Below are 25,423 nucleotides of genomic sequence, written 5' to 3'. Positions count from 1 at the left end.
CTGACCGCGAGGTCAGCGCCCTTCTCGTTTCAGGCTAGGCCCGGTGGAAGCTTAATACTTCCACTTGAAGCCCAGATAGAACTGACGGCCGTAGTGCACGTACTCTTCCGAGATCATGCGGGTCGAGTCGTCCAGCTTGCTGTCGGCCTGGTCGGTCAGGTTGATGCCTTCCAGGGTGACGGTGAAGTTGCCGAAGTTGTAGCTGACCTGGGTGTCGATGTTCATGGTCTTTTCCTTGATCCGAACATCGTTGTTGTTGGTGCCCGAGGGCGCCACCTGGATCAGGTACGGGTCGCGGTACGAGGCCGAGACGCGGGCCTTGAACGGCCCCTTTTCGTAGTAGAGCGTCGCGTTGTAGGCGTCGGGCGACAGGTTGATCAGCGGCTGGGTCAGCAGCACGGCCGGAGTCACCAGGACGCGCGGCGTGCCCGAATAGACCGGGTTGCTGATCACGTACTGGATGTCGCTCTGGACGTGCGTGTAGTTCACGATGCCGCCGAAGCCGTCGAACGGCGCCGGCAGGAAGGTGAACGGACGCTGCAGCGAGATCTCATAGCCCTTCAGCTTGCCGCCGGGGGTGTTGATCTGCGTCGTGACCGTGAACAGCGTGTCGACGGTGTTGCCGTTGCTGAGCAGGCTGTTGGCCAGCTCGGTCTCGCCCCACGGCATGGTGATCGCCGAGGTCTGGATGAACGACTTGATGTCCTTCTGGAACAGGCCGACCGAGAACAGGGTCTCCTTGTCCGGGTACCATTCGAAGCTGAGGTCCAGGTTCTTGGACATCATCGGATTCAGTTCGGGATTGCCGCGCGTCAGGGTCTGGTTGGCCTGGCTGATGGCGGTGAAGCCAGGGGTCAGGTTCTGCAGCTGCGGACGGGTCATCGTCTTGGCGGCCGCGAAGCGGACGTAGAAGTTTTCGAACGGCTGGGCCGAAAGGTTCAGCGACGGCAGCGTCTTGGTGTAGGTCCGCGAGGTCGACTGGACGCCGTCGGTGGGAACGGTCGTCGAGATGGTGCCGAAGGGCGTCGCCACAGGCGTCGTGACGCTGCCGGTGTTGTAGTGGCCCAGGGCCGCCTGCTCGGTCTTCACCCAACGCACGCCGACATTGCCGCGCACCGGGATGTTGGCGATGTCGTAGTCGAAGTCGCCCTGCAGGTAGAAGGCGGTGTCCTTCTCGGTGATCTGGCGCAGGGCGCCCAGCTGGTTGGCGACGCTGAGACGGAAGTCGCCGTTGGCGTTGATGCAGTTACAGTCGTAGCCAAGCTTGGCCTTCAGCTTCTCCAGATCCGGGGCCAGCCACGAGGTCGGCACGCCCGAGGGCAGGTCCAGGCCGCGGCCGAAGCCGGTGATCACGCGCGAGACGTCGGCGACCGTGGTGCCCGCCGGCAGGCCGAACGCGGCTTCCGCCGTGAAGGTGGTGCCGGTGGTCGCCAGGTTGCGCGAATAGAGGCGCTTTTCCCACGAGTTGAAGCCGTACTTCTTGTAAACGCCGCCGTAGCGCAGCTTGAAGCCGTTGATGATCTCGTAATCGACATCAGCCCGGAACGTCTTGAAGGTGTTGACCGCCTTGCTCGGGCGCAGACGCAGCAGCGAAGCGTCGCCCAGGGCGTTGCTGGCGCTGTACTGGAAATTGGCCGGATTGGTCGGATCGAAGCCGTAGTTGAAGTTCGGCAGCTTGTCGTTGGCCGAGTAGTCGTAGCTGTAGTTGTCGCTGTCGTAGCGATCGAACGAGAAGGTCGTCTGGACGGGGTTGTCCTGGATCGAACGCGACTGGCCGTAGACCATGTTCAGGTGACCAGCGTCGCCGAACTTGGTGTCATAGGTCAGGACGAACTGGTTGAACTCGGTCTTCAGGTCGTCGTGGCGGTACTCGACCCGGGCGTCGACGTCGTCGAACGTACCCTTGATCAGGGTGCCCTTGCTGTCGCCGGTGTAGTTCACCACGTCGGTCAGGGGCAGGCCCGCGCCGCTACGGCTGAACGAGATGATTTCCAGATAGGTCTCGTCGCGGTTGTTGGTGAACTTGGCCAGCAGCGCGTCGAGGGTCAGGGTCGAGCGGTCGTTCGGACGCCATTGCAGCGAACCGGTCACGCCCAGGCGCTTTTGATCGTAGTCCAGGCGGCCGTAGCGCGGGATCCGCGGGTGCCACAGGTTGTTGGCGGTGCCGGCGGCGGCCGTGGTGGTCGGCGTGGTGCCGCCGACGACGGTGCCGATCTGGGCGCAGGTCAGGGGCGGACCGCTGACCGGGTTGTAGGCCGCGCCCGAGCAGGGGAAGGCGGTCGACGAGTTGAAGCGCACCGACGGATTTTCCCAGCGGCCGGTCGACGAGCCTTCCTCGCGCTGGGCGCGGGTGGCGTAGGCGACCGACAGCAGGGCGCCGACTTCACCGATGCCGGTGTCCCAGCGATCGCTGACCAGGAAGGTGTAGCGCGGGTCGCTCTTCCGCGAGAGGTCGTTCCAGCCGATCTTGCCGGATGCGCTCATCGTGAACTTGCTGAAGTCGAACGGGCGCGCGGCCTGCATGTCGATGATCGCGCCCAGCGAACCTTCTTCGTTGCTGGCCGAGGTCGACTTGCGCACCGTGACGCTGTTGAACAGCTCCGAGGCGAAAATCGAGAAGTCGAACTGACGGCTGCGGTTGGCGCCGCCCGAACCGTCCTTGCCGCCCGTGGTGGCGATGGCTTCCAGGCCGTTCAGGCGCACGACGGTGAAGTCGGCGTTCAGACCGCGGACGGTGATGGTGCGGCCTTCGCCGCCGTCACGGTCGATCGACACGCCCGGCACGCGCTGCAGCGACTCGGCCAGGTTCAGGTCGGGGAAATCGGCGATATCTTGGGCTTTGATGACGTCGACGAGGTCGTTTTCGCGACGCTTCACATCAAGGGCGTTGGCCAGCGAGGCGCGGAAGCCCGTGACGACGACGGCTTCGACTTCTTCGCTCGCAGCGGCCGGGGCCGCGGGCGCTTGCGCGTCTTGAGCGGCGGCGGCGCCGGCGAACGACATCGCCAGGGCCAGCGCGCCAGCGGACACGCCATAGTGCAGGACGCGCACGCGTCCCGTGGACTTCTTGGACATAGAACCTCCTCCCGTGTCGACCGAATGGTCGGTGCGAGGCGACGTTGCCGCCGCCTTCGGCCTTCCTTCCGGCCTCGCGTCCTTCCCACGAGACCGGCGTCCAGCCTTATTTGATCTTCATTTTTGCTACCGGTGTCAGAACCGAACTATGGTTTTTGACACCGGTATCAGACTGCTAACAAAGCCGGATGCGGTCGACAAGGCCACAAAGCGGTCACAACCCCAGGAGTTTGTAACTCCGTTGCGGTTTCGACACATAGCGGCGTTATGTCACACGCCCGCCCGAGACGGCGTTCAGCCCTCTTCCGGCTTGTAGTGGCTGACCTGGTACAGCCCCTCGAGCATGGCGTCGCGTTGCTCAGGCAGCAGCTCAGCGCCATGGGCGCGCAGCAATTTCAAGGCGTTGAGGTGCACGTCGACGGCGTCCCAGCGCCAGACGCCGGCCGTGCCGCAGCTGTCGGCCAAGCCGCACAACGACATGGCCGCCTTGTCGACCCCGGCGTCCGAAACGAACATGCTGACGTCGATGACCCGCGAGGCCAACAGGTACAGCGCCTCGAAGCTGGCGGTCGCGCGGTCGGGCGCGGACTTGCCGAAACGGCGCTCGATCTCGCCCAGGGCCTCGTCCAGCGCGGCCATCGACGATTCGCGCAGGGTCTCGACCCCAGCCTCGGCGGCGGCGACGGCGTCCTTGGCCAGGATGCCGCCCTTGTCCTTGATCAGCGAGGCTAGGCGATTGGGGGGACGGAACTTGCGGACGGTCATATCTGCACCTTGGCTGGGCGCATCAGGTTGGCGATTTCGTCATCGGTCATGTTGGGCGTCTGCGCATCGCCCACCTCTGCCGGGAGGTCATCCTTCCGCCGTCCGTCCGTCCCCGGCGGGGGTCCCTCGTGCTTGAAGCGTCTGTCGGGTCCGATGAACGTATCACACTCGATGAACTGCCGCTCTTCGCGCGCGACCCAGAAGATGCGCTCCAGCAGCACCTTGGGCGTCAGCGGCTTGGCCACGACATAGTTGGAGCCCGCGTCGCGCAGCTTGAAGATCTGCGAGGTGCGGGTGTGACCGGTCAGCAGGATCACCGGGATGTAGCGATTGGTCTCGCCGCCCTCACGGCGCAGCCACTCGATGAACTCGATGCCGTCGGTGACGGGCATCTGCACGTCGCTGACGATCAGATCGAAGGTCTTGGTGCGGATCAAGGCCTGCGCGTCGGCGACGGTCTCGGCGCGGTACAGCTGCTTGACGCCGAAACCCGAGACCACCTGCGACAAAATGTCCAGCGAGGCACCGTTGTCGTCCAGTACGAGCACCGTGGCGCGTTCGAGATTGATCCGTGCCGAGGGGAGGAGCGCTTCCGGCATCGGCCCGCTAGAAGAAGTCCAGCTCGCCGGCCTCGGCGCGTTCGCCAAGCTCCTCGGCGCGCAGGCGCATGGCCATGTCGGAAAGGCCCAGGCCGTTCAGGACCGGCGCGATGGACATCGCCCATTCGCCGGAGGCGTGCAGGCCGACGCGCTCGAGCACCTCGGACAGGCCGTGCAGGCGCTGGCTCAGCTCGTCCAGGGCCTGCAGGCGCGAGAGGTTCTCGACCGTGGCCCCGCCTTCCTTGGCCAGGTCGCCGACCAGGTGCTCGCAGTCGCGGCAGATGGCGGCGGCCGAAGCCAGCTCCGCCGCCAGACGACGCGACAACTCCTGGACCGGGAGGTGATCCTCGGTCGGGGCGATCGGCGTCAACGGCAGCGGCGATGAGCTCATGGGCGCTAGAACAGATCCACATCGCCGCTGGAAGCGGCAGGCATTGGGGCGGGCGCGGGACGACGAACGTCCTGCGGAGCGTTGTCGACGGCCACCAGGCGCTGGCGGACGCGGCCGGAGGTCGGCCAGAACTCGACGCGACGGGCCGAGACCCCGCCGGTGCTGGACGAGACGATCGGGATGCCTTCGTCGCGCAGGAACCGCTCGGCGAAGGCCGAGTTGCTGGCGCCGACGTCCGACAGGCCGTCGAACAGCTTGGCGCCGCCGAAGATCTTGGCTTCCAGCCGCTCGCGGCGGGCGCCGCGCTTCAGCAGGTCGTTGATCAACAGTTCCATCGCGTAGGCGCCGTAGCGGACGGCGTCGCCGCCCCCGCGTCCGTCGCCTTCCGGCAGCAGGAAGTGGTTCATGCCGCCGACGCCGGCTTGCGGGTCGCGGATGCAGGCGGCGATGCAGGAACCGAGCACCGTGGTCATGACGACCTGCGGATCGGTCGTCACATGGCTTTCGCCTTGGGTCACGTGAACCTTGATCGCCCGTTCCGGGTCGTCGTTTTGGGAGAATTGCATCATGTCAGCGGCCCGAACACCTGTTCGATCTTCTCCCTCAAACCCTGCACGGTGAAGGGTTTGACGCAGTAGTTGTTGACACCGAACTGCACGGCGCGCTGGACCAGTTCACGGTCGGCGCGGCCCGTCAGCATGACGAAGGCCGTCTGGCGGATCGGCGGGTGCGAGCGCACCGCGCGCAGCAGGGCCAGGCCATCCATCTTCGGCATGTTGAAGTCCGAGATGACGAGGTTGGCCGGCTTGGCCAGGAGGTTCTTCAGAGCCTCCTCGCCATCGGGCGCCTCACGGATGTCCTTGAAGCCGATCTGCTGCAACGCATTGCGGATCAGAGCCCGCATGGTGAGCTGGTCGTCGACCACGAGTACGGAGATGGAGCTAGCTTGCGGCATGGTTCATCGCCTCGCGGAGGCCAGATCGAGAATGGATTGGCCCATGTGGGACAGGGAAACCTGCTTCTCCACAGCGCCAAGTTCGAAAGCAGAGCGCGGCATGCCGTAGACGACGCACGAGGCTTCGTCCTGGCCGAGGGTCTTGGCCCCCGCCTTGCGCATGGCCAGGAGGCCTTGAGCGCCGTCGCGGCCCATGCCGGTCAGGATGGCCCCGACCGCCTTGTCGCCGACGGCCTGGGCCACCGAGTTGAACAGCACGTCCACCGACGGGCGGTGGCCGCTGACCGGGTCGCCCTGAACCAGGCGGCAACGCAGGCCGGCCGAGCGGACGACCTCCAGGTGCGTGGCGCCGCCGGGGGCGACATAAACCTTGCCGGGCTCCAGCAGGGCGCCGTCGGTGGCTTCCTGCACCTTGGCCCCGCTGGCGCGATCCAGGCGCGCGGCGAAGCTGGCGGTGAAGGTGGCCGGCATGTGCTGGGTGATGACCGTCGGCGGGCAGGTCTCGGGGAACAGCTGCAGGATCGACAGCAGGGCTTCCACCCCACCGGTCGACGAGCCGATCGCCACGATGTCGCCCGACGGCATGAAGTCCTTGCGGCGGACCGGCGCCGCGGCCGGCGTGGCGCCAGCGTTGGTGCGGACGGCGGCGCGGGCCGCGATCTTCACCTTGGCGACGATCTCGGCCAGGGCTTCCTGGGTGCCGGTGGCGTCGGCGGGCTTGCCCACGCAGTCCACCGCGCCCAGTTCCAGGGCCCGCAGCGTCATTTCGGCGCCGGCCTGAGTCAGGGTCGAGACCATGACCACCGGCATCGGCCGCAGGCGCATGATCTTCTCAAGGAACTCGATGCCGTTCATGTTCGGCATCTCGATGTCCAGCGTGACGACGTCGGGGTTCAGGGCCTTGATCATGCCCCGCGCCTCGAACGGGTCGCCGGCGCCGCCGACCACCTCGATTTCCGGGTCACGATTGAGGGCCGCCGTGATCAGGCTCCGCATGGTGGCGGAGTCGTCGACGACCAGAACGCGAATCTTAGGCATCAGCGGCCCACCTTCCGATAGGCGGTCAGGCCGCAGCTCTCGAACGCGGTGACCGAGGCCCCGACGCGCTCGGAGTGGCCGACATACAGCCGGCCGCCGGGCGCGATGAGCGGGGCGAACCGGCTCCAAACACGTTCCTGGGTAGGTTCATCGAAATAGATCACGACATTCCGGCAGAAGATTGCGTCGAACGGGCCCTTCATAGGCCAGGACGGACCGTTGAGATTTAGTTCCCGGAACGCGACCAGGCTGCGAGCCTGTTCGCAAACGCGCCAGCTGCGGCGGTCGGCGTCACGCTCGAAGTACTGACCGCGCACATTGGCGGGGATGCCTTCCAGCAGGCTCTCGTCGTAGACCGCCTCGCGACCGGTCGCGAGCACGTTGGTGTCGATGTCCGTGCCCAGGATCCGGATGTCCAGATCGGCGGCGTTCGGCCACACCGACAGCACCGTGAAGGCCATCGAATAGGGTTCCTGGCCCGACGAGCTGGCGGCCGACCACAGGCGCAGGCGGCCCCCGGCGCGGACCTTGTCGGCGACCGGCTCCAGGATGTTGGCGCGCAGGTCGTCGAAGTGGTGCGGCTCGCGGAAGAAGCGCGTGACGTTGGTGGTCAGCGCCCGGAGCATCTCCTGGCTCTCGTCGCCGCCCTTGTCGCTGGAGACGAAGGCGCAGTAGTCGGTGAAGGTCCGCAGGCCCAGTGTGCGCAGGCGCTTGGCCAGCCGCGAGTAGACCAGCGTCGCCTTGCTGTCGGGCAGGCTGATGCCGGCCAGGTCGTACAGCAGCGCAGCGATGCGCTTGAAGTCGGCGGTCGTGAACGCGAACTCGCCGTCGACGAGGGCTTCACGGTTGGAGGCTGTGGCGATGGTCATCAGGCGGCCAGGGCCTCGCGTTCGGGAAGGATGCGGTCCAGCGAGATTTCGCTGATCATGCGGCCTTCGATCGAGATGATGCCGCGCACGAAGTTGCGGACGGTGTCGCAGGCCATGTCCGGCGTCGGCTGCACCATGTCGTCATTGATCGACAGGATGTCCGACACCGCGTCGACCAGCAGGCCCACGGTGCGGTCGCCCGCCTTGACCACGATGAAGACGCTGCGGACGGTCGGCTCGATGATCGGCATGCCCAGACGGCAGGCCAGATCCATGATCGGCAGGACCGCGCCGCGCAGGTTGATAACGCCGCGCATGAAGCTGGGCGACTGCGGGAGCACGGTGGCCGGGCTCCAGCCGCGGATCTCGCGAACCGCCATGATGTCGACGCAGTACTCCTGGTCGCCCACGCGGAAGGAGATCAGCTCTCGGCGGTCGGCCCCGCTGGCGGTGGCATGGTCAGTCATGACTTACTCCGCGGCGATGAGGGTGGGTTCGGTGGGACGCGGCGCTCCGCCATCCCGGCGGCGCATCGCGATGGTGGCGTCGACGTCGAGGATCAGCGCGACGCGGCCGTCGCCCAGGATGGTCGCGGCGGCGACGCCCTCGACCTGCTGGTAGTTCTGTTCCAGCGACTTGATGACGACCTGGCGCTGGCCATGGATGGCGTCGGCCACCAGGGCGGCGCGCGAGCCGTCTTCACCTTCGACCAGCAGCACGACGCCGTCGGTCGGGGCGGGCGAGTGGTCGCGGTAGCCCAGGGCCTGGCCGACGTCGATCAGCGGCACGAAGCTGTCGCGGACGGCCAGCACCGAGCCGACCGGGCCCAGCGGGCGAACTTCTTCCGGCTTGGGACGCAGGCTCTCGACGATGGCGGCCAGCGGCACGACCAGGGTCTCGCCGGCGACGTCGACCACCATGCCGTCCAGGACGGCCAGGGTCAGCGGCAGGCTGAGCGTGAAGGTCGAGCCTTGGCCCGGACGCGAGGCGATCGAGATGCGGCCGCCCAGGGCCTGGACCGAACGCTTGACCACGTCCATGCCGACGCCGCGGCCCGAGACGTCCGAGATCTTCTCGGCGGTCGAGAAGCCCGGCAGGAAGATCAGGTTGTCGATCTCTTCGTCGGTCAGCTGCAGATCGGGGGCGATCAGGCCCTTCTTGACCGCGATGCCGAAGACGCGCTCGCGGTTGATGCCCTTGCCGTCGTCCGAGACCTCGATGACGATCCGGCCGCTGCGGTGCAGGGCAGCCAGGCGCACGACGCCTTCGGGGTTCTTGCCGGCCGCCTTGCGCTCCTCGGGGCTTTCCAACCCGTGGTCGATGGCGTTGCGCAGCATGTGGGTGATCGGATCGGACAGACGCTCGATGACCGTCTTGTCGACCTCGGTGTTCTCGCCTTCCATCACCAGGCGAGCCTGCTTGCTCGTCATGTTGGCGACTTCGCGGACCAGGCGCGGCATGCGCTGGAACACCGACTTCACCGGCTGGGCGCGGATGGCCATGACGCTGTCCTGGATCTCGCGGGTGAGCTGTTCCAGCTCATCCAGACCCATGGCCAGGTTCGAGGACGGGGCGATGCCATATTCGCCGACGCGCTGCGCCAGCATGGCCTGGTTGATGACCAGCTCGCCGACCAAGTCGATCAGGCGATCGATGCGTTCCGGGTCGACGCGGATGACCGACTGGCCGGGGCCCGGGACTTCGACCGGGGTGGCCTTGGGCGTGGCGGCGGCCGGAGCAGCCGGAGCGGCGGCGGGCTTGGCGGCCTCGACGACCGGCGCGGGGGCCGGAGCGACGGGCTCGACAACCTCGGCGACCGGCGCCGGGGCGATGATTTCGATGGGCTCGGGAGCCGGAGCCGGAGCGGGCTCGACGGCTTCGACAACCGGCGGGGCTTCAGCGACGGCCAGCAGCGAGGCCATGGCGTCTTGAACGCCGCCTTCGCCGCGGGTGATTTCAAGGTCGCAGTCGCCGTCGACGAATTCGAAGACTTCGCGGATCGCGCTTTCGTCTTCTTCGGTCTCCAGACGCACGCTCCAGGTGACGAACGCGGCTTCCGGATCCAGCTCGCCCAGGGCCGGCAGGGCGCTGTCGTCCAGGGTCGCCTTGATCGGACCCAGGCGGCTCAGCTCGCGCAGCAGCAGCGCCGTCTCGTTGGCCTTGCGGTACAGGTCCGACTTCGGACGGATCGACACCGTCCAGACGTTGCTCGGCTCGGCGTCGGCGGCCTGCGCCTCGACCGTGATGGTCTGGGGCACGAAGACGAAGCCGAGGTCGTCGTCATCCATGGCGTCGTCATCGGCGACGCCAGAAACACTTGCTGCAGCCGGCGCGGCGGCGACCGGAGCGGCGTCCTCAACGAGCGGGGCGTGCGCGGCGGGCGCGGCGTTCGGGTCGGTCCAGGTTTCCAGCTCGGCGGCCATGGCGGCCGAGGCCCCCATGTCGACATCGCCCAGGCCGCGCGCGGCGCTGACGTGGTCGGCCAGGATGTCGGAGGCGCGCAGCAGGACGGCGGCCAGCTCGACCGTGTTCGGAACAGTGCCCGAACGCACGGCGTCCAGCAGGGTCTCGAACACGTGGGCGAAACGCACCAGCGGCTCGAGGCCGAAGGCGCCCGCGCCACCCTTGATCGAGTGGACGGCGCGGAACACGGCGTTGACCGTTTCGAGGTCGCCGGCCCCTTCCTGCATAGCCAGGAGACCGCCCTCGAGGTCGGCGAGGAGCTCCTCGCATTCCTGGAAGAAGGTGACCTTGATGGCCTCTAGCTCGTCCATATCCCGTACGTCCTAATTCGCGTCTAGCAACGGGTACTCAGTGAAACTCGGTACTGTGGTCTGGCCGGTTAGGCGGCCCAAACCCTTAAGCAGCAACGCGACGGATCGCGTCGACCAGCTTTTCCGGGTTGAACGGCTTGACGATCCAGCCCGTCGCGCCGGCTTCGCGAGCCCGCTGCTTCTTGGCCGGGTCGCTTTCCGTGGTCAGGACCAGGATCGGGATGGCGCGATAGTCGTCATCGACCCGCACCGCCTCGATGAAGCCGAAGCCGTCCAGCTTGGGCATGTTGATGTCGGTGATGATGATGTCGGGGCGATGGGCGGAGAGAACCTCCAGGCCATGCTCGCCGTCGACAGCCTCGACCACGTTGAAACCGGCGCCGACCAGAGCCATGCGCAGCATGTCCCTCATGGTGCGGGAATCATCGACCGTGAGAACCGTACGCGTCACGATTCAGCTCCTTGGAATTCCGCCGAAAGGAGCGCCCCTTCGGCGCCGAACAGACGGGTGGTTTCGACAAAGGCCTCGGAAGGCCCCTTGATGGAAAAGGCTTGACCGTCCTGGTCCCACGCCTTGCGGGCGGCCAGCAGAACCTGCAGGCACAGACCGCCGAGGCGACGAACCTGATCGGCTTCCACGGTGATCGCCGCGCCGCGACGTTCCAGGAAGGCGGCCTTGAGCGGGGCCGCGGCCTTCAGGTCCAGGTTTTCAGGCAGCGCGATCGCGGCGGCCATTTAGAACTCCTCCCAACCATCCGTGGCGGGGGCCTGGGCGACAGCCGCCGAACCACTGCTCCGGCCCGGACGGGCGAAGGTGTTCAGGCGAGCTTGCTGCTCGGCCACCGGATTGCGCGCCGGGGCGTGCTGAGCCGTGTCGGCCACAGCCGGACGGCTGTAGGTCGATGCGCCATTGCCCACTTGGAAGCGGGCCATCAGGCGGACCAGTTCACCGGTTTCACCCTTCAGCGAGTGCGTCGCGGCGGTCGATTCCTCGACCATGGCGGCGTTCTGCTGGGTCACCTGATCCATCTGGTTCACGGCGGTGTTGACTTCGTTCAGACCGGTCGCCTGTTCCGCGGCCGAGGCCGCGATTTCGGTGACCAGAGCGTCGATCTCGCCGACCTTCGCCACGATCCGTTGCAGCGCCTCGCCCGTCTGGCCGACCAGGCTGACGCCTTGGCTGACCTGCTGGGTCGAGCTGGAGATCAGAGCCTTGATCTCCTTGGCCGCTTCGGCCGAACGCTGGGCCAGGGCGCGAACTTCCTGGGCGACGACCGCGAAGCCGCGGCCCGCTTCACCCGCACGCGCGGCTTCGACGCCGGCGTTCAGGGCCAGGAGGTTGGTCTGGAAGGCGATTTCGTCGATCACGCCGATAATCTGGCTGATCTGCTTGGACGAGTTTTCGATCTCGCCCATGGCCGACACTGCCTGATGCACGACCTGACCGCTATGCGTCGCTTCGCCACGCGTCGTCGAGACGACGTCCGAGGCTTGGCGAGCGCCCGAGGCCGTGCGGCGCACGGTGGCGGTCAGCTCGTCCAGAGCGGCAGCGGTTTCTTCCAGGCTGGCGGCCTGTTGTTCCGTACGGCGCGACAGGTCGTCCGAGGCGTGGGCGATCTCGTCGGCGCCGGTGCGCAGGCCGTCGGTCGAGGCGGCGATGACCTTCATCGTCTCCTGCAGCGAGCCCATGGCGCCGTTGAAGTCGGTCTTCAGCTTGGCGTAGTCGCCCGGGAAGTCGGCGGTCACGCGGAAGGTCAGGTCGCCCTGCGCCAGCTTCTCCAGGCCTTCGGCCAGGCTGCTGACGACGGTCGAGGCTTCCTTGGCGGCGGCGGCGGTCGCGGCTTCCTTGGCGCGGCGTTCGTCGGCCGTGAGGGCGGCTGACTTTTCCTGCTCGGCGCGCAGCGTATCCAGGTGCAGCTGGTTGTCGCGGAAGACCTTCAGAGCCGAGACGATGGCGCCCAGCTCGTCGCCGCGCGTCATCTTCTCCAGATCGATGGTGTTGTCGCCCTTCGACAGCTTGTCGGTGGCGCCGGCGATGTCGTTGATCGACTTGCGGGTCGTCATGACCGTGAACCAGGCCAGGCCGGCGACGGCGCCCAGGGTGATCAGCGACATGATGATCGTGACGCTCATCGCGGCCGTGGCTTCGGCTTGACGCTTGGCGGTCTCGGCTTCGATGCGCTTGTTGGCGGCGCCGACGACCTGGTCGAGCAGACCGGTCATCTTGGCGTATTGCTCTTCGAACGGCGCGATGAAGCCGACGGCCATGCCGAAGTCGACGCCGATCATGCCCGACACGGTGTCGATGGCGCTGCGGCATTCTTCGAGCGACTTGATCAGCTCGGCGATCTTGGGCTGTTCAGCGGCGGGAAGGCTGCCCTTGAGCGCGGCCAGGTCCTTCTTCACCGAATCGGTTTCCTTCAGGATCGCCGCCATGCGGGCGTCGTTCCCGGCCACATCGATGTTGCCCGCCTTGTGGGTCAGCACCGTGTAGAGCTCGCCGTTGATGTTCGAGATGCGCTTGGAGATCTTCTGGATCTCCATGTTCTGGCGCATGTCGCTTTCAACAACCTGCTTCAGAGCGGCCGACTGGCTCTTCTGAACAACGATCGCGCCGCCGGCCATCAGGGCCAGCATCAGCAGTGCGAAAGCCGGCGCGAAGCCGATCTTGATGATCAACGGCAGATCGACGAGACGAATTCGTTTCATCGCTAGGTTCCCTCCAACCAGCGCTCCGTGCCCACGGCTCGCCAACATGAGAGGGGATAATCCCCATAGATTCCTAACAACCTCTGACTTGGTAAACGCCAATTCGACATAATAATTCGAGGTCGTGTGGAACGGGGCAGTTTGTCGCAGGCCCTCACACGTGGAATCTATAAAGCGAAGACGCCCACGCGGGAGTCGCGAGCTGCTGCCCGGATGGTTACCCAGCAGTAAACCTTCAATATTCTTCGCCGACTCAGATTCTCTTAACTTGAACCTGCGACAAGGCTCCTGCGTCCGATTGGCGCGTCGTCCGACGGACGTGACACTTTTACTAGGAGCAGCGGGATGAAATATCCGATCGCTATTGCCGCGGGAATCGCTGGCAGCTTTTTCGTCGCTCAGGCCGCTTCGGCCGCCGGCGGTTTTGAAGACCAAATGGGCCGTTGCCTGCAGCAGTTCGCGAACACCCGCGACGCCGCGCAAGTGATGCTCGAGTGCAACGCCGCTGACGGCAAGCTGTCGGACTGCAAGGTCGTCGACAACAGCGCCGCCGGCAAGGGCTTCGACAAGGCCGCGATGTGCATCGCCGAAAAGCTCCCGATGGGCGCGAAGACCGGCACCGTGAAGGTTCCGTTCCGCTTCCCGGGCGGCGCGTAAGTTACGCGCCCTCCTTTCGGGGGATACAAAACGCCCTCGCCGACTGGATCGGCGGGGGCGTTCTGCTGTCTGGGCAATACAGAACACTGTAGGGCTCTATACCTAAAAGCTCTTAGAACTCTTCCCACTCGTCCTTGATCGCCACGGCGGCATTGCCGCGCGCGACCGGCGCCGAGGCGCCCGGACGAACGGAGGGACGGGCGACAGGACGGGTCACGGCGGTTTGGGGCGGAGCAGCGCGCGTGGGCTCGGGCTTGCTCGCGACCACCGGCGCCGCGGCGCCGGACACACGGAAAGTGGCCACCTGCTTGATCAGTTCGGCGGTCTGACCCTTGAGGGAATGGGTCGCGGCCGTCGTCTGCTCCACCATGGCGGCGTTCTGCTGGGTGACCTGGTCCATCTGATTGACGGCCGTGTTCACCTCGTTCAGGCCTTGGGCCTGTTCCTGGGCCGAGGACGAGATCTGGACGATCAGCTCGTCGATCTCGGCCACCTTGGCGACGATCCCGCGCAGGGCCTCGCCGGTCTGGCCTACCAGACCCACGCCGCGATCGACCTGCGAGGTCGAGTTGGCGATCAGGGTCTTGATCTCCTTGGCCGCGTCGGCCGAGCGCTGGGCGAGAGCCCGCACTTCCTGGGCCACGACCGCGAAACCACGACCAGCCTCACCGGCACGCGCGGCTTCGACGCCGGCGTTCAGGGCCAGAAGGTTGGTCTGGAAGGCGATCTCGTCGATCACGCCGATGATGTTGCCGATCGAGCGCGAGCTCGTTTCGATCTCGCCCATGGCCGCGACGGCCTGGTCGACGACCGCGCCCGACTTCTCGGCCTCGGCCTTGGCGCCGATGACCACGTCCTGGGCCTGCTTGGCGCCCGACGCCGTGCGGCGGACGGTCGAGGTGATCTCGTCCAGGGCCGCGGCGGTTTCTTCCAGGCTAGCGGCCTGCTGTTCGGTGCGGCGCGACAGGTCGTCGGCGGCCGCGGCGATCTCGTCCGTGCCCGAACGGATGCCGTTGGTGGCGTCCGAAACGCGGCTCATCGCGCCTTCCAGGATGCCGACGGCGTTGTTGAAGTCGTCCTTCAGCTTCTGGAATTCCGGCGTCACCTCGGCGTTGAGGCGGCCGACCAGGTCGCCCTGGGCCAGGCGGTCGAGGGCCTCGCCCAGGGCCTGGACGACGGCCTTCTGGCTGGCCTCGTTGGCCAGGCGCACGCTTTCCAGACGCACGCGCTCGGCCTCGATGGTCTCCAGATAGATCGAGATGGCGAAGTCCATGTCCAGCATGACCGCCTTGATCAGGGCGCTGACGGCGTCGCCAGCCTTGGCGGGATCGCCCTTGGCCATGAAGCCCTTGGGCCACTGCTCGTCGATCACCGCGCGGATCAGGTGCTCGCTGACCACGGCGTAGCCGCCGATGTACCAGCGCGGCTCCAGGCCGATGCGCGCGTGGGTCTGGCCGATGGTGCGCACGGCCTTGACGTAGGTGTCGTCGAACTCGGCGCGCGAGATCACGTCCCAGTGGGTCTGCTGGCGGCCCGAGGCGGCCTGCATGTGCTTTTCGTCGCCGAAGAACTTGCGAGTCTCGGGGGTCGAGCGGACCTTGGCGTAGAAGGCGTCGAGCGCCGGGCCGATGTTCTTGCGGATGACGGGCTGCAGATCACGCAGGGCGGCGCGCGCCTTGGCGTCCAGGCCCATGAACGCCACTCGTTCGTTGATCGCGTGATCCTGGCTCAAAGCCGCCCCCATTTCAAAATGCGGGAGCAGGCTCGTCTGGCATGCTTAATGCCAACTTAAATATTCGCCCCACGCGGGCGGCAAGGTGACGCACACGGTGTGGAACCGAGTCCATGCAACCAAATAGCGATGTTCTTGAAAACCTTTGCAGGGACTGAAGAATTCACCCGCTATGCGGCATTCCGGCGCGGCTATGCTTGCGACATCCTGCCGCAGTTTCCAGGCGCCCTAGCCTCCCCGTTTCAGGGTTTCGCGGGCGATGACCAGCTGCTGGATCTGGCTGGTGCCCTCGTAGATCCGGAAGATCCGCACGTCGCGGTACAGCCGCTCGATTCCATAGTCGGCGACATAGCCGGCCCCGCCGAACACCTGAACGGCGCGATCGGCCACGCGCCCGACCATCTCCGAGGCGAACAGCTTGGACGCCGCCGCCTCCAGGGTGACGCCCACGCCGGCATCGCGCTTGCGGGCGGTGTCCAGCACTAAGGCTTTCGCCGCGAGCGCCTCGGTCTTGCTGTCGGCGATCATCGCCTGGATCAGCTGGAAGCTGGCGATCGGCTGGCCGAACTGCTTGCGCTCGCTGGCATAGGCCACGCAGTCGGCGATCAGCCGCTCGGCCACGCCTACGCAGACGGCGGCGATGTGCAGGCGGCCACGATCCAGCACCTGCATGGCGACCTTGAAACCCTCGCCCTCCTCGCCCAGGCGGTTCTCGACTGGCACCCGGACATTGTCGAAGGTGACGTCATGGATGTGGGCGCCCTGCTGACCCATCTTCTTCTCGGGCTTGCTGACCGACAGGCCCGGCAGGCCGCTCGGGACCAGGAAGGCCGAGACCCCGCCCCCGCCCTTCACGTCCGGGTTGGTGCGGGCCATCACCGTGAACAGCGACGCCTTGCCGGCATTGGTGATGAAACGCTTGCCGCCGTTCAGGACATAGTGGTCGCCGTCCAGCGCGGCGCGAGTCTGCACGGCAGCGCTGTCGGAACCGGCCTCGGGCTCGGTCAGGGCGAAGGAGGTGATGGTTTCGCCCGACGCGATGCCTTCCAGCCACCTGGCCTTCTGGGCGTCATTGCCGAACATCACCAGGCCTTGGCTGCCGATGCCGACATTGGTGCCGAACACCGAGCGGAAGGCCGGCGAGGCGCGGCCCAGCTCGATGGCCACCAGCGCCTCTTCCTCCATGTTGAGGCCCAGGCCACCGTATTCTTCAGGGATGGAGAGACCGAAGAGGCCCAGCCCCTTCATTTCCTCGATCACGTCGGCCGGGACGGCGTCGTCCTCGGCGACCTTGGCCTCGATGGGCCGCAGGCGCTCGGCCACGAAGCGCGCCACCGTCTCGAGCAGCTGCTCGCGGGTTTCCAGATCGAGGGCCATGCGCTTCTCCCGGTCAAACACTTGTTTTGACCGGGACTGTAGCGACGGCTTCAGAGAATGGAAGCCTTACCCTTGGGCCTTCTCGGCTTGGGCCAGCACGCTCTTGCGCATGCCGTAGGCGACATAGACCACCGCCCCGATGATGTGGGCGAACAGGAAGTACAGCTGGGTCTTGGCCGGCAGGCTGTAGAACAGATAGAGGCACCCCAGGATGCCGGCCGGTGCCACGATCTGCCATGCCGGGGTCGAGAACACGCGCGGACGGCCGGGCTCGCGCCGGCGCAGCACGATCACCGAGGCGCCGACGGCGATGAACGCCGCCAGGGTGCCGGCATTGGCCAGCTCGGCGATGTCCTTCAGCGACAGGAAGCCCGACAACACCGCCGACAGGGCGCCGGTCAGCAGGGTCATGACCACCGGCGTGCCGGTCTTGGCGTTGACCTTCGACAGGGCGCGCGGCAGCAGGCCGTCACGGGCCATGACGAAGAAGATCCGGCTCTGGCCGTACATGAAGGCCAGGATCACCGTCGGCAGGGCGATGACGGCGGCCAGGGCCACCAGCTGGGCGACGCGGGGCTGCTGCAGGCTCTCCAGGATGAAGACCAGCGGCGCCTCGCTCTTGGAGAACACCTCGGCGCGCGAGGCGCCGATCGCGACGGCGGCGACGATCATGTAGATCGCCGTGCAGGCGGCCATCGAGCCGACGATGCCGATGGTCAGGTCGCGCTTGGGGTTCTTGGTCTCCTCGGCGGCGGTCGACACCGCGTCGAAGCCGTAGAAGGCGAAGAAGATCAGGCTGGCGGCGGCCATGACGCCGATCTTGGCGGCCTCTGGACCCGCGCCGGCGGGCGTATGGGCCTGGAAGCCGTTGGGCATGAACGGCGTGAAGTGGCTGGCGTCGAAGGCCGGCAGGCACAGGGCCACGAACACGGCCAGGGCGATGATCTTCACGAACACCAGGATCATGTTGACCGTGGCGCTCTCGCGGGTGCCCAGGGCCAGGAGGCCCGCCACCGCCATCGAGATGATCACGGCCGGCAGGTTGACGACACCGCCTTGGTGCGGACCGGCCAGCAGGTATTCGGGGAAGCCCGCCGCCGCGAACAGGCCATGGGCGTGGGCCGACCAGCCCACCGCCACGGCCGCGCAGACCAGGGTGTATTCCAGGATCAGGCTCCAGCCCACGAACCAGGCGACCGGCTCGCCCATGGCCGCGTAGCTGTAGGTATAGGCGCTGCCCGCCGCCGGCATCATGGTCGACAGCTCGGCGTAGCACAGCGCCGCGCAGGCGCAGACCGCGCCGGCGATCAGGAACGACAGGATGACGCCGGGACCAGCCAGGCCCGCGCCCACGCCGGTCAGGGTGTAGATGCCGGTGCCGACGATGGCCCCGACGCCCAGGGCGACCAGGTGCGGCCAGCTCAGGGTCTTTTTCAGCTGATGGCTGTCCGCGTGGCCCGCGGTGATGGTGTCGATGGCCTTGCGGCGCGTCCAGAAGCTCAAGGAAAGGTCCCTCCGACTCGTGAACGGGACCATGGAGCCGCTTTCGTGCTCCGCCAAGCCTTGATCTCTAGAAGAAAATTCTCGTCAGGGCGTAGGCCAGCACGGCGACCGCGATTGTGACCGTTCCCAGCATGACGGCCAGCTTCGGCTTGACCTCCAGCAGGGCTTTGGGACCCAGCTTCGCCGAGATCGCGCCCACGCCGGCCAGCAGCAGGAAGCTGGAGCAGGCCATCAGGGTGGAGACAACCGCCGCCGGGATCAGGTTCAGTCCGCGCGCTGCGGCGAGAGCCGCAAAGCCCAAAACAAAGAGCGGCGGCGCCTTGAGGCCGGAGACGACACCGCCCTCCTTGCTGCGCATCAGCATGAAGCCGATCAGCATCACCGCCGGGCCCAGCCAGACGATGCGGGCCAGCTTGGCCAGGGCGGCGGTGCTGGCGGTCTCGGGCGAGACCGAAGCCCCGGCGCCGGCCACCTGGGCGACGTCGTGAATGGAGAGGCCAAAGAACACTCCGGCCTGGTGAGCGGTCAGGCCCAGAGCGTGCGCCAGCGGCGGATAGGCCAGCATGGCCACGGTCGAGAGCAGGTTCACGCCGACGATGACCAGGGCGGTCGTGCGCTGGTTCGCGGGACTGGCCGGCGCGGCTTGCGAGGCGGCCAGGGCGGCCGACGCGCCGCAGATCGAACAGGCGGCGGCGGCGATCAGGGCTTCGGCGACCGGCAACCCTAAGGCCACGCCGGCGGCCGCGCCGATGGCCAGGCCGCCCAGCACCACGACGCCGCTGGCCAGGATGGCAGGACCGCCCAGGGCGGCGAACTCGGCCCAGCTGATCTGGGCGCCCATCATGGCCACGCCCAGGCGCAGGCCCGGCTTGGCGAAGACATCAAGGCCCGCGCCCAGCTGCGCCTGCAAGCCCAGCGCGCCCAGCATCATGCCCAGCACCACCGCGATCAGCGGCGCGGGAGCGTGCAGGCTCGCAGCCAGCAGCTTGGCCAGCACCGCCAGCAGCACGCCGGCCACGAGGCCGGGGCCGACGCGGCCGGCGCTGAGCTTCAGCGCGGCGGCGGTCATCCGCGGACGGTCTCGCCACTGAAGTGGGCGTCAGCCTTGTTGCAGCGGTTCGACAGACGCTCGTTCAAACGGCGCACCGTCTGGCTGCCCGTGCGCTCGAAGGCGAAGGGCAGGATGCCGTGGACGATGCAGGCCAGGCCCGCGCCCAGCAGGGTGAAGCCAAAGCTCCAGGCCACGCCCATGTGCTCGCCGTAGCTTTCGCCGACCGACTTGGGATGACGGGTGAACGACAGGTCCATGGACGCCTCGCGGGTTTGCTGAGGCTCCCTAGGATGGCGAGGATTCGGAGAAAGGCATTATCGGATTGCGCGCCGATCCGAACGCAGGGAGAATCCCATTCTTCAATAGTGGGGTTCTGGAGATGATCGATCTCGACCAAATCGACCGGCGCATCTTGGCCATTCTCCAGGATGACGCCACGGTCGCGATCGCCGACATCGCCGAGCGGGTCGGCCTGACCCAGACGCCGTGCTGGAAACGGGTCAAGCGCCTGCAAGACGCCGGGGTGATCACCGCCCGGGTCGCCCTGCTGGACCGCGAAGCCCTGGACCTGGGGCTGACCGTCTTCGTGGCCGTGAAGACCGGCCGCCATGACGAGGCCTGGCTGGAGACCTTCGCGGCCGGCGCCAGAGCGCTGCCCGAGGTGGTCGAATTCTACCGAATGAGCGGCGACGTCGATTACCTGCTGAAGGTCGTGGTCAAGGACATCGCCGCCTATGACCGCTTCTACAAGCGCCTGATCGCCACCGCCCCGCTGACCGATGTCTCGTCCAGCTTCGCGATGGAGCAGATCAAGTTCACGACGGCGCTGCCGATCTGCCCGACCTAGACCTTGTCGTGAGCGTGTCACCGATCGCGTTCAACTAGGCGCGGTTTCGAGTGGAGTGACGGCTCATGGACGCGACCCGGCGTGGACTTCTGATCGGCGGCGCTGCGCTCGCGCCTAGCCTGGCGATGGCGGCCGAGACCTCGGTCAACCCAAGCGCCCCGCCGGCCATCCTCGCTCACCTGGGCGTCACTGAAAATCCGTTCGGCCCCGCCCAAGCCGCCAAGAAGGCTGCCGCCGAGGCCCTGCTGGAAACGCCTTACTACGCCTGGGCGCTGGAGCCGCCGCTGGTGAAATTGATCGCCCAGCGTGACGGCCTCAAGCCCGAGCAGGTCGGCCTGTGCAACGGCTCGCTGGAGGCGCTGTCGCTTCTGTCGACGGCGTTCGGCAAGAGCGGTCCGATCGTCTCGGCCCAGCCCAGCTACGCCACGCCCCTGCTCTATGCCGAGCGCCAGGGGGCCAAGCTGGAATGGGTCCCGCTGGCCGCCGACCAGCAGATCGACCTGCCGGCCCTTGCCGCCCGCGCCCAGGCGACCAACGCCGGCGCTGCCTATGTCTGCAATCCTAACAACCCGACCGGCCTGTTGCTGGACGCCGACGCCCTGCGGACGTTCTGCATCGAAGCGTCGAAGACCCGCCCGGTGATCGTCGACGAGGCCTATATCGAGATCAGCCCCGATCCGGTCCGCAACTCGATGATGGACCTGGTCCGCGCCGGCCACGACGTGATCGTCGCCCGTACCTTCTCCAAGGTCTACGGCATGGCCGGCCTGCGGGTCGGCTTCATCGCCGCCCGCGCCGACCGGGTCAGGACGCTGAAGAGCATGATCCCGACCCACAAGGGCCGACCGGGCCTGGCGGCGGCGGCGGCCTGCTACGGCGATCAGACCTATCTGGCTGGCGCGAAGAGCTACCTCGAAGGCTGCCGCAAGAAGATCTACGCCATCTGCGAGGCCAACGGCCTGAAGTTCCTGCCTTCGCACGGCACCTATGTCTTCGTCGACTGCGGCAAGCCGAACCTGGTCTTCCAGAAGACCCTGGCGGCCATGGGCATCGAGGTGCGGGTGTTCGACAGCCCCGCCCATCCGACCTGGATCCGCGTCGGCACCGCCAGCCCGGCGGAGCTGGACTACTTCGCGACGGTCCTGCCAAAGGCCCTCAAGGCCTAGGCTTGGCGGCGGCAACGCCCTATTGGTCAGACCTCGTCTGATCAGTGACCCGTCATGCCTGTAGTTGAAATGAACGCGGTCGACGCCGACCGCTTCCACGCCGAGATCGTCCCCGCCGCCCGGCCGGTCGTGTTTCGGGGCCTGGTCGCCCACTGGCCGGCCGTGGCCGCGGCGCGTGAGAGCGATGCGGCCCTGTTCGACTACTTGGCCCGCTTCGACCGCCAGGAGCCCGTCGGCGCCCTGGTCGTCCCGCCTGAGGCCGGCGGGCGGTTCTTCTACAATGACGACCTGTCGGGCTTTAACTTCCAGGGCGGCCGGGCGCGCCTGGCCAAGAGCTTTGAGTTCCTGCTGGCCAATCGTGAAGTCGAGAGACCCGCGACCCTGGCCGCCCAGTCGATCTCGACCCGCGCCCACTTGCCCGGCTTTAGCGACGAGAACGTCTCGCCGCTGCTCGCGCCCGACGTCGAGGCGCTGCTGTGGCTGGGCAATCGCGTCATCGTCGCCGCTCACCAGGATCCGTACGAGAACCTCGCCTGCGTCGTGGCCGGCCGGCGTCGTTTCACCCTGTTCCCTCCCGAGGCGGTCGCCGACCTCTATATCGGTCCGTTCGAAAAGACCCCCGGCGGCCCGCCAATCAGCATGGTCTCGTTCGACGATCCGGACCTGGAGCGTCACCCCAACTTCGCCCGGGCGCTGGAGGTCTCCGAGACCGTCGAGCTGGAGCCCGGCGACGCCCTCTACATCCCGTATCTGTGGTGGCACCACGTGCGGTCGCTGGAGCCCGTAAACCTGCTGACCAACTACTGGTGGGCCAACGCGCCGGCCGGACGCGGCCAGGCCATGGACGCCTTCCTGCACGCGGTCCTGGCCCTGCGCGCCCTGCCCGCCCACCAGCGCGCGGCGTGGAAGAGCACGTTCGATCACTACGTCTTCGGCGACCCCGACACGGCGACTGCGCACCTGCCGGGCAGCGTCCACGGCATGCTGGGCGAGCTCTCCGAGGAAGACGCCAAGCGCATCCGCAAGGTGCTGGGGCAGAAGCTCTCCAGCTAGGACCTATTCCGGCCAGAGGTCCTGGATGTCGCCCTTGCGGTTCAGCATGTGGGTGGCGCGCTTGATGACCTGCAGAAGGCGCTCCTTCCGGCCGTCCTTGTCGTAGGTCAGGGTCGAGCGGGCCAGGCCTTCCAGCATGAAGCGGGCCAGATCGCGGCTGGCCTGGAAGCGTGGGCCGGCGCCGGCGTGCAGGATCCTCACCAGATCATCGCCCGCCTGGGCCCGGTCGAACTCGGCCTGGGCTGGGGCCAGCAGGGCGTGGATAGCCGGATCGGTGCGGCCGGCGGCCTCCAGTTCGGCGAAGGCCACGAACGGAACCGAGTGCAGCAGGTCCCAATAGCTGTCGATCGCGTGCTCGGTGACGTCCGCGCCGCTGGGCAGGTCGGCGGCGGCGGCGCGGAACAGGGTCGAGCGCTCGGACTGGATGTGGGCCACGGCAGCCTCGACCAGGGCTTCGCGGGTCGGGAAATGATAGAGCATCGCCCCGCGCGTCAGGCCGGCCGCATCGGCGATCGCCGGGTTGGTGGCGGCGTGATAGCCGATCTCGGCGATCAGACGCATGGCCTGGTCCAGAATCCGCGCACGGGTCTTCTGCGACTTCGGGGTGTCCTTGGCGAGGCGGGCGGCGTCCATCGGGGTGACTTAGTGCGATGGATGTTGCACCGCAACAGGCTTGCTTCTTCTTGGCCAACCCCAAGCGGCAAAAGGGGTTGCTATTGCGTCCAGTTTTTTGACGAATGCGCTAAAATTGAGCAGTTCTCAGGCTGACGCAACGGAAGCTCTGCCGCGACAGCGGCAAATCAGCCGCATGCCCATTTCATTAAAGCGACACGCAATCAGCTTAATCGCCAGCCGTTGGCCGCTATCTTCCGCTCCGGGGACGGATTGATCTGGCGGCGTTCCAACGGGGGTTCGACCATGAGCGCCGACGTCGCCGTTCGCCGCTACCGTTCCGTCTTCATCAGCGACCTGCATCTGGGCACGCGCGGCTGCCAGGCCGAGTTGCTGCTGGACTTCATCCGGCATATCGAGTGCGAAAAGCTGTATCTGGTCGGCGACATCATCGACGGCTGGAAGCTGCGCAGCGGCTGGTTCTGGCCCCAGGCCCACAACGACGTGGTCCAGAAGATCCTGCGCATGGCCCGCAAGGGCACCGAGGTGATCTACGTCCCCGGCAACCACGACGACCGCGTGCGTGACTTCTGCGGCGTCCACTTCGGCGGCGTCATCGTGGCCCGCGACGTGATCCACGAGACCGCCGACGGCAAGCGCTACCTGGTTGTACATGGCGACGAATTCGACGGCGTCGTCCAGCACGCCAAGTGGCTCGCCTTCCTGGGGGATTGGTCCTATAGAACCATCCTCATGCTGAACACTGTGGTGAACCGCCTGCGGCGTCGCCTGGGGTTCGGCTATTGGAGTCTGTCGGCCTATCTGAAGGTCAAGGTGAAGAACGCGTTGCATTTCATCGAGAACTTCGAGGCCGCCGTGGCCGACGAAGCTCGACGTCGGGGGGTCGACGGCGTGATCTGTGGTCACATCCACAAGGCCGAGATGCGTGACATCGACGGCATCCGCTACATCAACGACGGCGACTGGGTCGAAAGCTGCACGGCTCTGGCCGAGCACGCCGACGGTCATCTCGAGATCCTGGAGTGGGCCAAGCTGCGCTCGTGGTCGGTGATCGACCGCGCGCGTTCGACGACCGCTTCAACTGCTGACGGGACCGAAGAGCCGTTGCCGGAGCCTGCCGCCGCCTGATGCGAATTCTGCTTGCTACCGACGCCTGGGAACCTCAAGTCAACGGGGTGGTCCGCACCCTGAGCCGCGTGACGCAAGAGCTGCGCGCGATGGGCCATGTCGTGGACATCGTCAGCCCGGAACAGTTCCCGACGTTCCCCCTGCCCACCTACCCCGAGATCAAGCTGGCCATCGGCGCCTATGAGCCGGTGCAGGAACGCTTCAAGCTGTTCGAGCCCGAGGCGATCCACATCGCCACCGAGGGCCCGATCGGCCTGGCCGCGCGCCGGATTTGCCTGGAGTGGAAGCTGCCGTTCACGACCAGCTACCACACCAAGTTCCCGGAATATGTCTCGGCCCGCCTGCCGCTGCCTCTGGCGGCCGGCTACACCTATATGCGCTGGTTCCACAAGCCGTCGGGCCGCCTGATGGTGGCCACGCCGACCATGCGCGACGAGCTGGCCAAGCATGGTTTCCGCAACCTCTCGCCCTGGTCGCGCGGCGTCGACACCGACATCTTCAAGCCGCGCGAAGACGGCGATCCCGACCCGTTCGAGGGCCTGGCCCGTCCGATCTTCCTCAATGTCGGCCGCGTGGCCGTCGAGAAGAACATCGAGGCCTTCGCCAGCCTGGACCTGCCCGGCACAAAGGTCGTCATCGGCGATGGCCCCCAGCGCGAAGAACTGGCCGAGAAATATCCCGAGGTGAAGTTCCTGGGCGCCAAGTTCGGCGACGAACTGGCCCGCTATTTCGGCGGCGCCGATGTCTTCTGCTTCCCCTCCCTGACCGACACCTTCGGCCTGGTGATCCTGGAGGCCATGGCCGCCGGCGTGCCCGTGGCGGCGTTCTCGGCCCCCGGCCCGGTGGACATCATCCCCGGCTCCAACGCCGGCGTCCTGGCCCCCGGCCAGACCGACGGCCTGAAGGAAGCCTGCCTGGCGTGCCTGGACCTGGACCGCGTCGTGGTCCGCAAGTTCGCCGAGAAGTTCTCGTGGCGCGCCTGCGCCGAGGAGTTCTACCGCAACCTCCAGCCCTATCCGGAGCCGGAAAAGACCCGCTTCTGGCGCCGCCTGCGCCGGCTGGCGCGGCTGCGGAAGAAGACGGCGGCCTAGTTCTTTCCCG

25 protein-coding genes are annotated in these 25,423 nt (G+C 66.8%); 6 read left to right on the top strand and 19 right to left on the bottom strand.

The window, feature by feature from the left end; all coding sequences use genetic code 11:
- Positions 1 to 51: 51 nt before the first annotated feature.
- The 13 genes from J7528_RS06245 to J7528_RS06185 form a co-directional block, all read right to left on the bottom strand.
- A complete protein-coding gene (locus tag J7528_RS06245; protein ID WP_291872078.1) occupies positions 52 to 3,075 on the bottom strand; it encodes a TonB-dependent receptor in 3,024 nt (1,007 codons plus the stop codon).
- Between the two features lie 294 nt (positions 3,076 to 3,369).
- A complete protein-coding gene (locus J7528_RS06240; RefSeq protein ID WP_291872077.1) occupies positions 3,370 to 3,840 on the bottom strand; it encodes a chemotaxis protein CheE in 471 nt (156 codons plus the stop codon).
- On the bottom strand, positions 3,837 to 4,439 hold the full coding sequence (locus J7528_RS06235) for a response regulator (RefSeq protein ID WP_291872076.1): 603 nt from the start codon (positions 4,437 to 4,439) through the stop codon (positions 3,837 to 3,839). Before J7528_RS06235 ends, J7528_RS06240 begins: the two co-directional genes overlap by 4 nt.
- A 7-nt stretch (positions 4,440 to 4,446) precedes the next feature.
- Positions 4,447 to 4,830, bottom strand: coding sequence for a chemotaxis protein CheU (locus J7528_RS06230; RefSeq protein WP_291872075.1), 384 nt, complete (start codon positions 4,828 to 4,830; stop codon positions 4,447 to 4,449).
- 5 nt (positions 4,831 to 4,835) lie between these two features.
- The gene (locus tag J7528_RS06225) at positions 4,836 to 5,396 is read right to left on the bottom strand and encodes a chemotaxis protein CheD (protein WP_291872074.1); all 561 of its coding nucleotides are present in this window, start codon (positions 5,394 to 5,396) and stop codon (positions 4,836 to 4,838) included.
- Positions 5,396 to 5,785 carry a response regulator gene (locus J7528_RS06220; RefSeq protein WP_291872073.1) on the bottom strand — a complete coding sequence of 130 codons (390 nt, stop codon included), beginning with the start codon at positions 5,783 to 5,785 and terminating at the stop codon, positions 5,396 to 5,398. The genes J7528_RS06225 and J7528_RS06220 overlap by 1 nt, the downstream gene beginning before the upstream one ends.
- Positions 5,786 to 5,788: 3 nt before the next feature.
- Entirely contained in the window at positions 5,789 to 6,823 is a 1,035-nt protein-coding gene (locus tag J7528_RS06215) for a chemotaxis response regulator protein-glutamate methylesterase (protein ID WP_291872072.1), read from the bottom strand.
- The gene (locus tag J7528_RS06210) at positions 6,823 to 7,692 is read right to left on the bottom strand and encodes a protein-glutamate O-methyltransferase CheR (RefSeq protein ID WP_291872071.1); all 870 of its coding nucleotides are present in this window, start codon (positions 7,690 to 7,692) and stop codon (positions 6,823 to 6,825) included. Before J7528_RS06210 ends, J7528_RS06215 begins: the two co-directional genes overlap by 1 nt.
- Entirely contained in the window at positions 7,692 to 8,159 is a 468-nt protein-coding gene (locus tag J7528_RS06205) for a chemotaxis protein CheW (protein ID WP_291872070.1), read from the bottom strand. Before J7528_RS06205 ends, J7528_RS06210 begins: the two co-directional genes overlap by 1 nt.
- 3 nt (positions 8,160 to 8,162) lie before the next feature.
- The gene (locus J7528_RS06200) at positions 8,163 to 10,466 is read right to left on the bottom strand and encodes a chemotaxis protein CheA (protein WP_291872069.1); all 2,304 of its coding nucleotides are present in this window, start codon (positions 10,464 to 10,466) and stop codon (positions 8,163 to 8,165) included.
- Between the two features lie 85 nt (positions 10,467 to 10,551).
- Entirely contained in the window at positions 10,552 to 10,917 is a 366-nt protein-coding gene (locus J7528_RS06195; RefSeq protein ID WP_099581620.1) for a response regulator, read from the bottom strand.
- A complete protein-coding gene (locus tag J7528_RS06190; protein WP_291872068.1) occupies positions 10,914 to 11,201 on the bottom strand; it encodes an STAS domain-containing protein in 288 nt (95 codons plus the stop codon). The genes J7528_RS06195 and J7528_RS06190 overlap by 4 nt, the downstream gene beginning before the upstream one ends.
- Positions 11,202 to 13,223 (bottom strand): methyl-accepting chemotaxis protein, encoded by a 2,022-nt coding sequence (locus tag J7528_RS06185; RefSeq protein ID WP_291872067.1) that lies wholly within the window; start codon positions 13,221 to 13,223, stop codon positions 11,202 to 11,204.
- Between the two features lie 297 nt (positions 13,224 to 13,520).
- Here J7528_RS06185 and J7528_RS06180 point away from each other — a divergent pair, with 297 nt between their 5' ends.
- Positions 13,521 to 13,832 carry a hypothetical protein gene (locus tag J7528_RS06180; protein ID WP_066686217.1) on the top strand — a complete coding sequence of 104 codons (312 nt, stop codon included), beginning with the start codon at positions 13,521 to 13,523 and terminating at the stop codon, positions 13,830 to 13,832.
- Positions 13,833 to 13,944: 112 nt separating this feature from the next.
- Here J7528_RS06180 and J7528_RS06175 read toward each other — a convergent pair whose 3' ends face one another.
- The 5 genes from J7528_RS06175 to J7528_RS06155 all read right to left on the bottom strand — a co-directional run bounded on the left by J7528_RS06175 (position 13,945) and on the right by J7528_RS06155 (position 19,752).
- Positions 13,945 to 15,576, bottom strand: a complete 1,632-nt coding sequence (locus J7528_RS06175) for a globin-coupled sensor protein (protein WP_291872066.1) — start codon at positions 15,574 to 15,576, stop codon at positions 13,945 to 13,947.
- A gap of 216 nt (positions 15,577 to 15,792) precedes the next feature.
- On the bottom strand, positions 15,793 to 16,941 hold the full coding sequence (locus J7528_RS06170) for an acyl-CoA dehydrogenase family protein (RefSeq protein ID WP_291872065.1): 1,149 nt from the start codon (positions 16,939 to 16,941) through the stop codon (positions 15,793 to 15,795).
- Positions 16,942 to 17,007: 66 nt separating this feature from the next.
- The gene (locus tag J7528_RS06165) at positions 17,008 to 18,477 is read right to left on the bottom strand and encodes an amino acid permease (protein WP_291872064.1); all 1,470 of its coding nucleotides are present in this window, start codon (positions 18,475 to 18,477) and stop codon (positions 17,008 to 17,010) included.
- A 34-nt stretch (positions 18,478 to 18,511) separates the two neighbouring features.
- Positions 18,512 to 19,513, bottom strand: a complete 1,002-nt coding sequence (locus tag J7528_RS06160) for a putative sulfate exporter family transporter (protein ID WP_291872063.1) — start codon at positions 19,511 to 19,513, stop codon at positions 18,512 to 18,514.
- On the bottom strand, positions 19,510 to 19,752 hold the full coding sequence (locus J7528_RS06155; RefSeq protein ID WP_291872062.1) for a DUF6356 family protein: 243 nt from the start codon (positions 19,750 to 19,752) through the stop codon (positions 19,510 to 19,512). The genes J7528_RS06160 and J7528_RS06155 overlap by 4 nt, the downstream gene beginning before the upstream one ends.
- A 122-nt stretch (positions 19,753 to 19,874) precedes the next feature.
- On the opposite strand from J7528_RS06155, the gene J7528_RS06150 reads away from it, so the two are divergent.
- The 3 genes from J7528_RS06150 (at position 19,875) to J7528_RS06140 (ending at position 22,561) form a co-directional block, all read left to right on the top strand.
- Positions 19,875 to 20,342 carry an Lrp/AsnC family transcriptional regulator gene (locus J7528_RS06150; RefSeq protein WP_291872061.1) on the top strand — a complete coding sequence of 156 codons (468 nt, stop codon included), beginning with the start codon at positions 19,875 to 19,877 and terminating at the stop codon, positions 20,340 to 20,342.
- A gap of 65 nt (positions 20,343 to 20,407) precedes the next feature.
- Complete coding sequence (locus J7528_RS06145) at positions 20,408 to 21,508, top strand: aminotransferase class I/II-fold pyridoxal phosphate-dependent enzyme (RefSeq protein ID WP_291872060.1); 1,101 nt, start codon at positions 20,408 to 20,410, stop codon at positions 21,506 to 21,508.
- 54 nt (positions 21,509 to 21,562) lie between these two features.
- The gene (locus tag J7528_RS06140; protein WP_291872059.1) at positions 21,563 to 22,561 is read left to right on the top strand and encodes a cupin-like domain-containing protein; all 999 of its coding nucleotides are present in this window, start codon (positions 21,563 to 21,565) and stop codon (positions 22,559 to 22,561) included.
- Between the two features lie 3 nt (positions 22,562 to 22,564).
- On the opposite strand, the gene J7528_RS06135 is transcribed toward J7528_RS06140, so the two are convergent.
- Entirely contained in the window at positions 22,565 to 23,194 is a 630-nt protein-coding gene (locus J7528_RS06135) for a TetR/AcrR family transcriptional regulator (protein ID WP_291872058.1), read from the bottom strand.
- Positions 23,195 to 23,479: 285 nt separating this feature from the next.
- Between J7528_RS06135 and J7528_RS06130 the strand changes: the two genes are divergently transcribed.
- Entirely contained in the window at positions 23,480 to 24,322 is an 843-nt protein-coding gene (locus tag J7528_RS06130; RefSeq protein ID WP_291872057.1) for a UDP-2,3-diacylglucosamine diphosphatase, read from the top strand.
- The gene (locus J7528_RS06125) at positions 24,322 to 25,413 is read left to right on the top strand and encodes a glycosyltransferase family 1 protein (RefSeq protein WP_291872056.1); all 1,092 of its coding nucleotides are present in this window, start codon (positions 24,322 to 24,324) and stop codon (positions 25,411 to 25,413) included. The genes J7528_RS06130 and J7528_RS06125 overlap by 1 nt, the downstream gene beginning before the upstream one ends.
- Positions 25,414 to 25,423 lie beyond the last annotated feature (10 nt).

It is taken from the genome of Caulobacter sp., assembly GCF_017744445.1.
Taxonomy (GTDB): Bacteria; Pseudomonadota; Alphaproteobacteria; order Caulobacterales; family Caulobacteraceae; genus Caulobacter.
The sequence above is the reverse complement of the archived record's forward strand: the minus strand, read 5'-3'. Positions and strand labels throughout refer to the sequence as shown.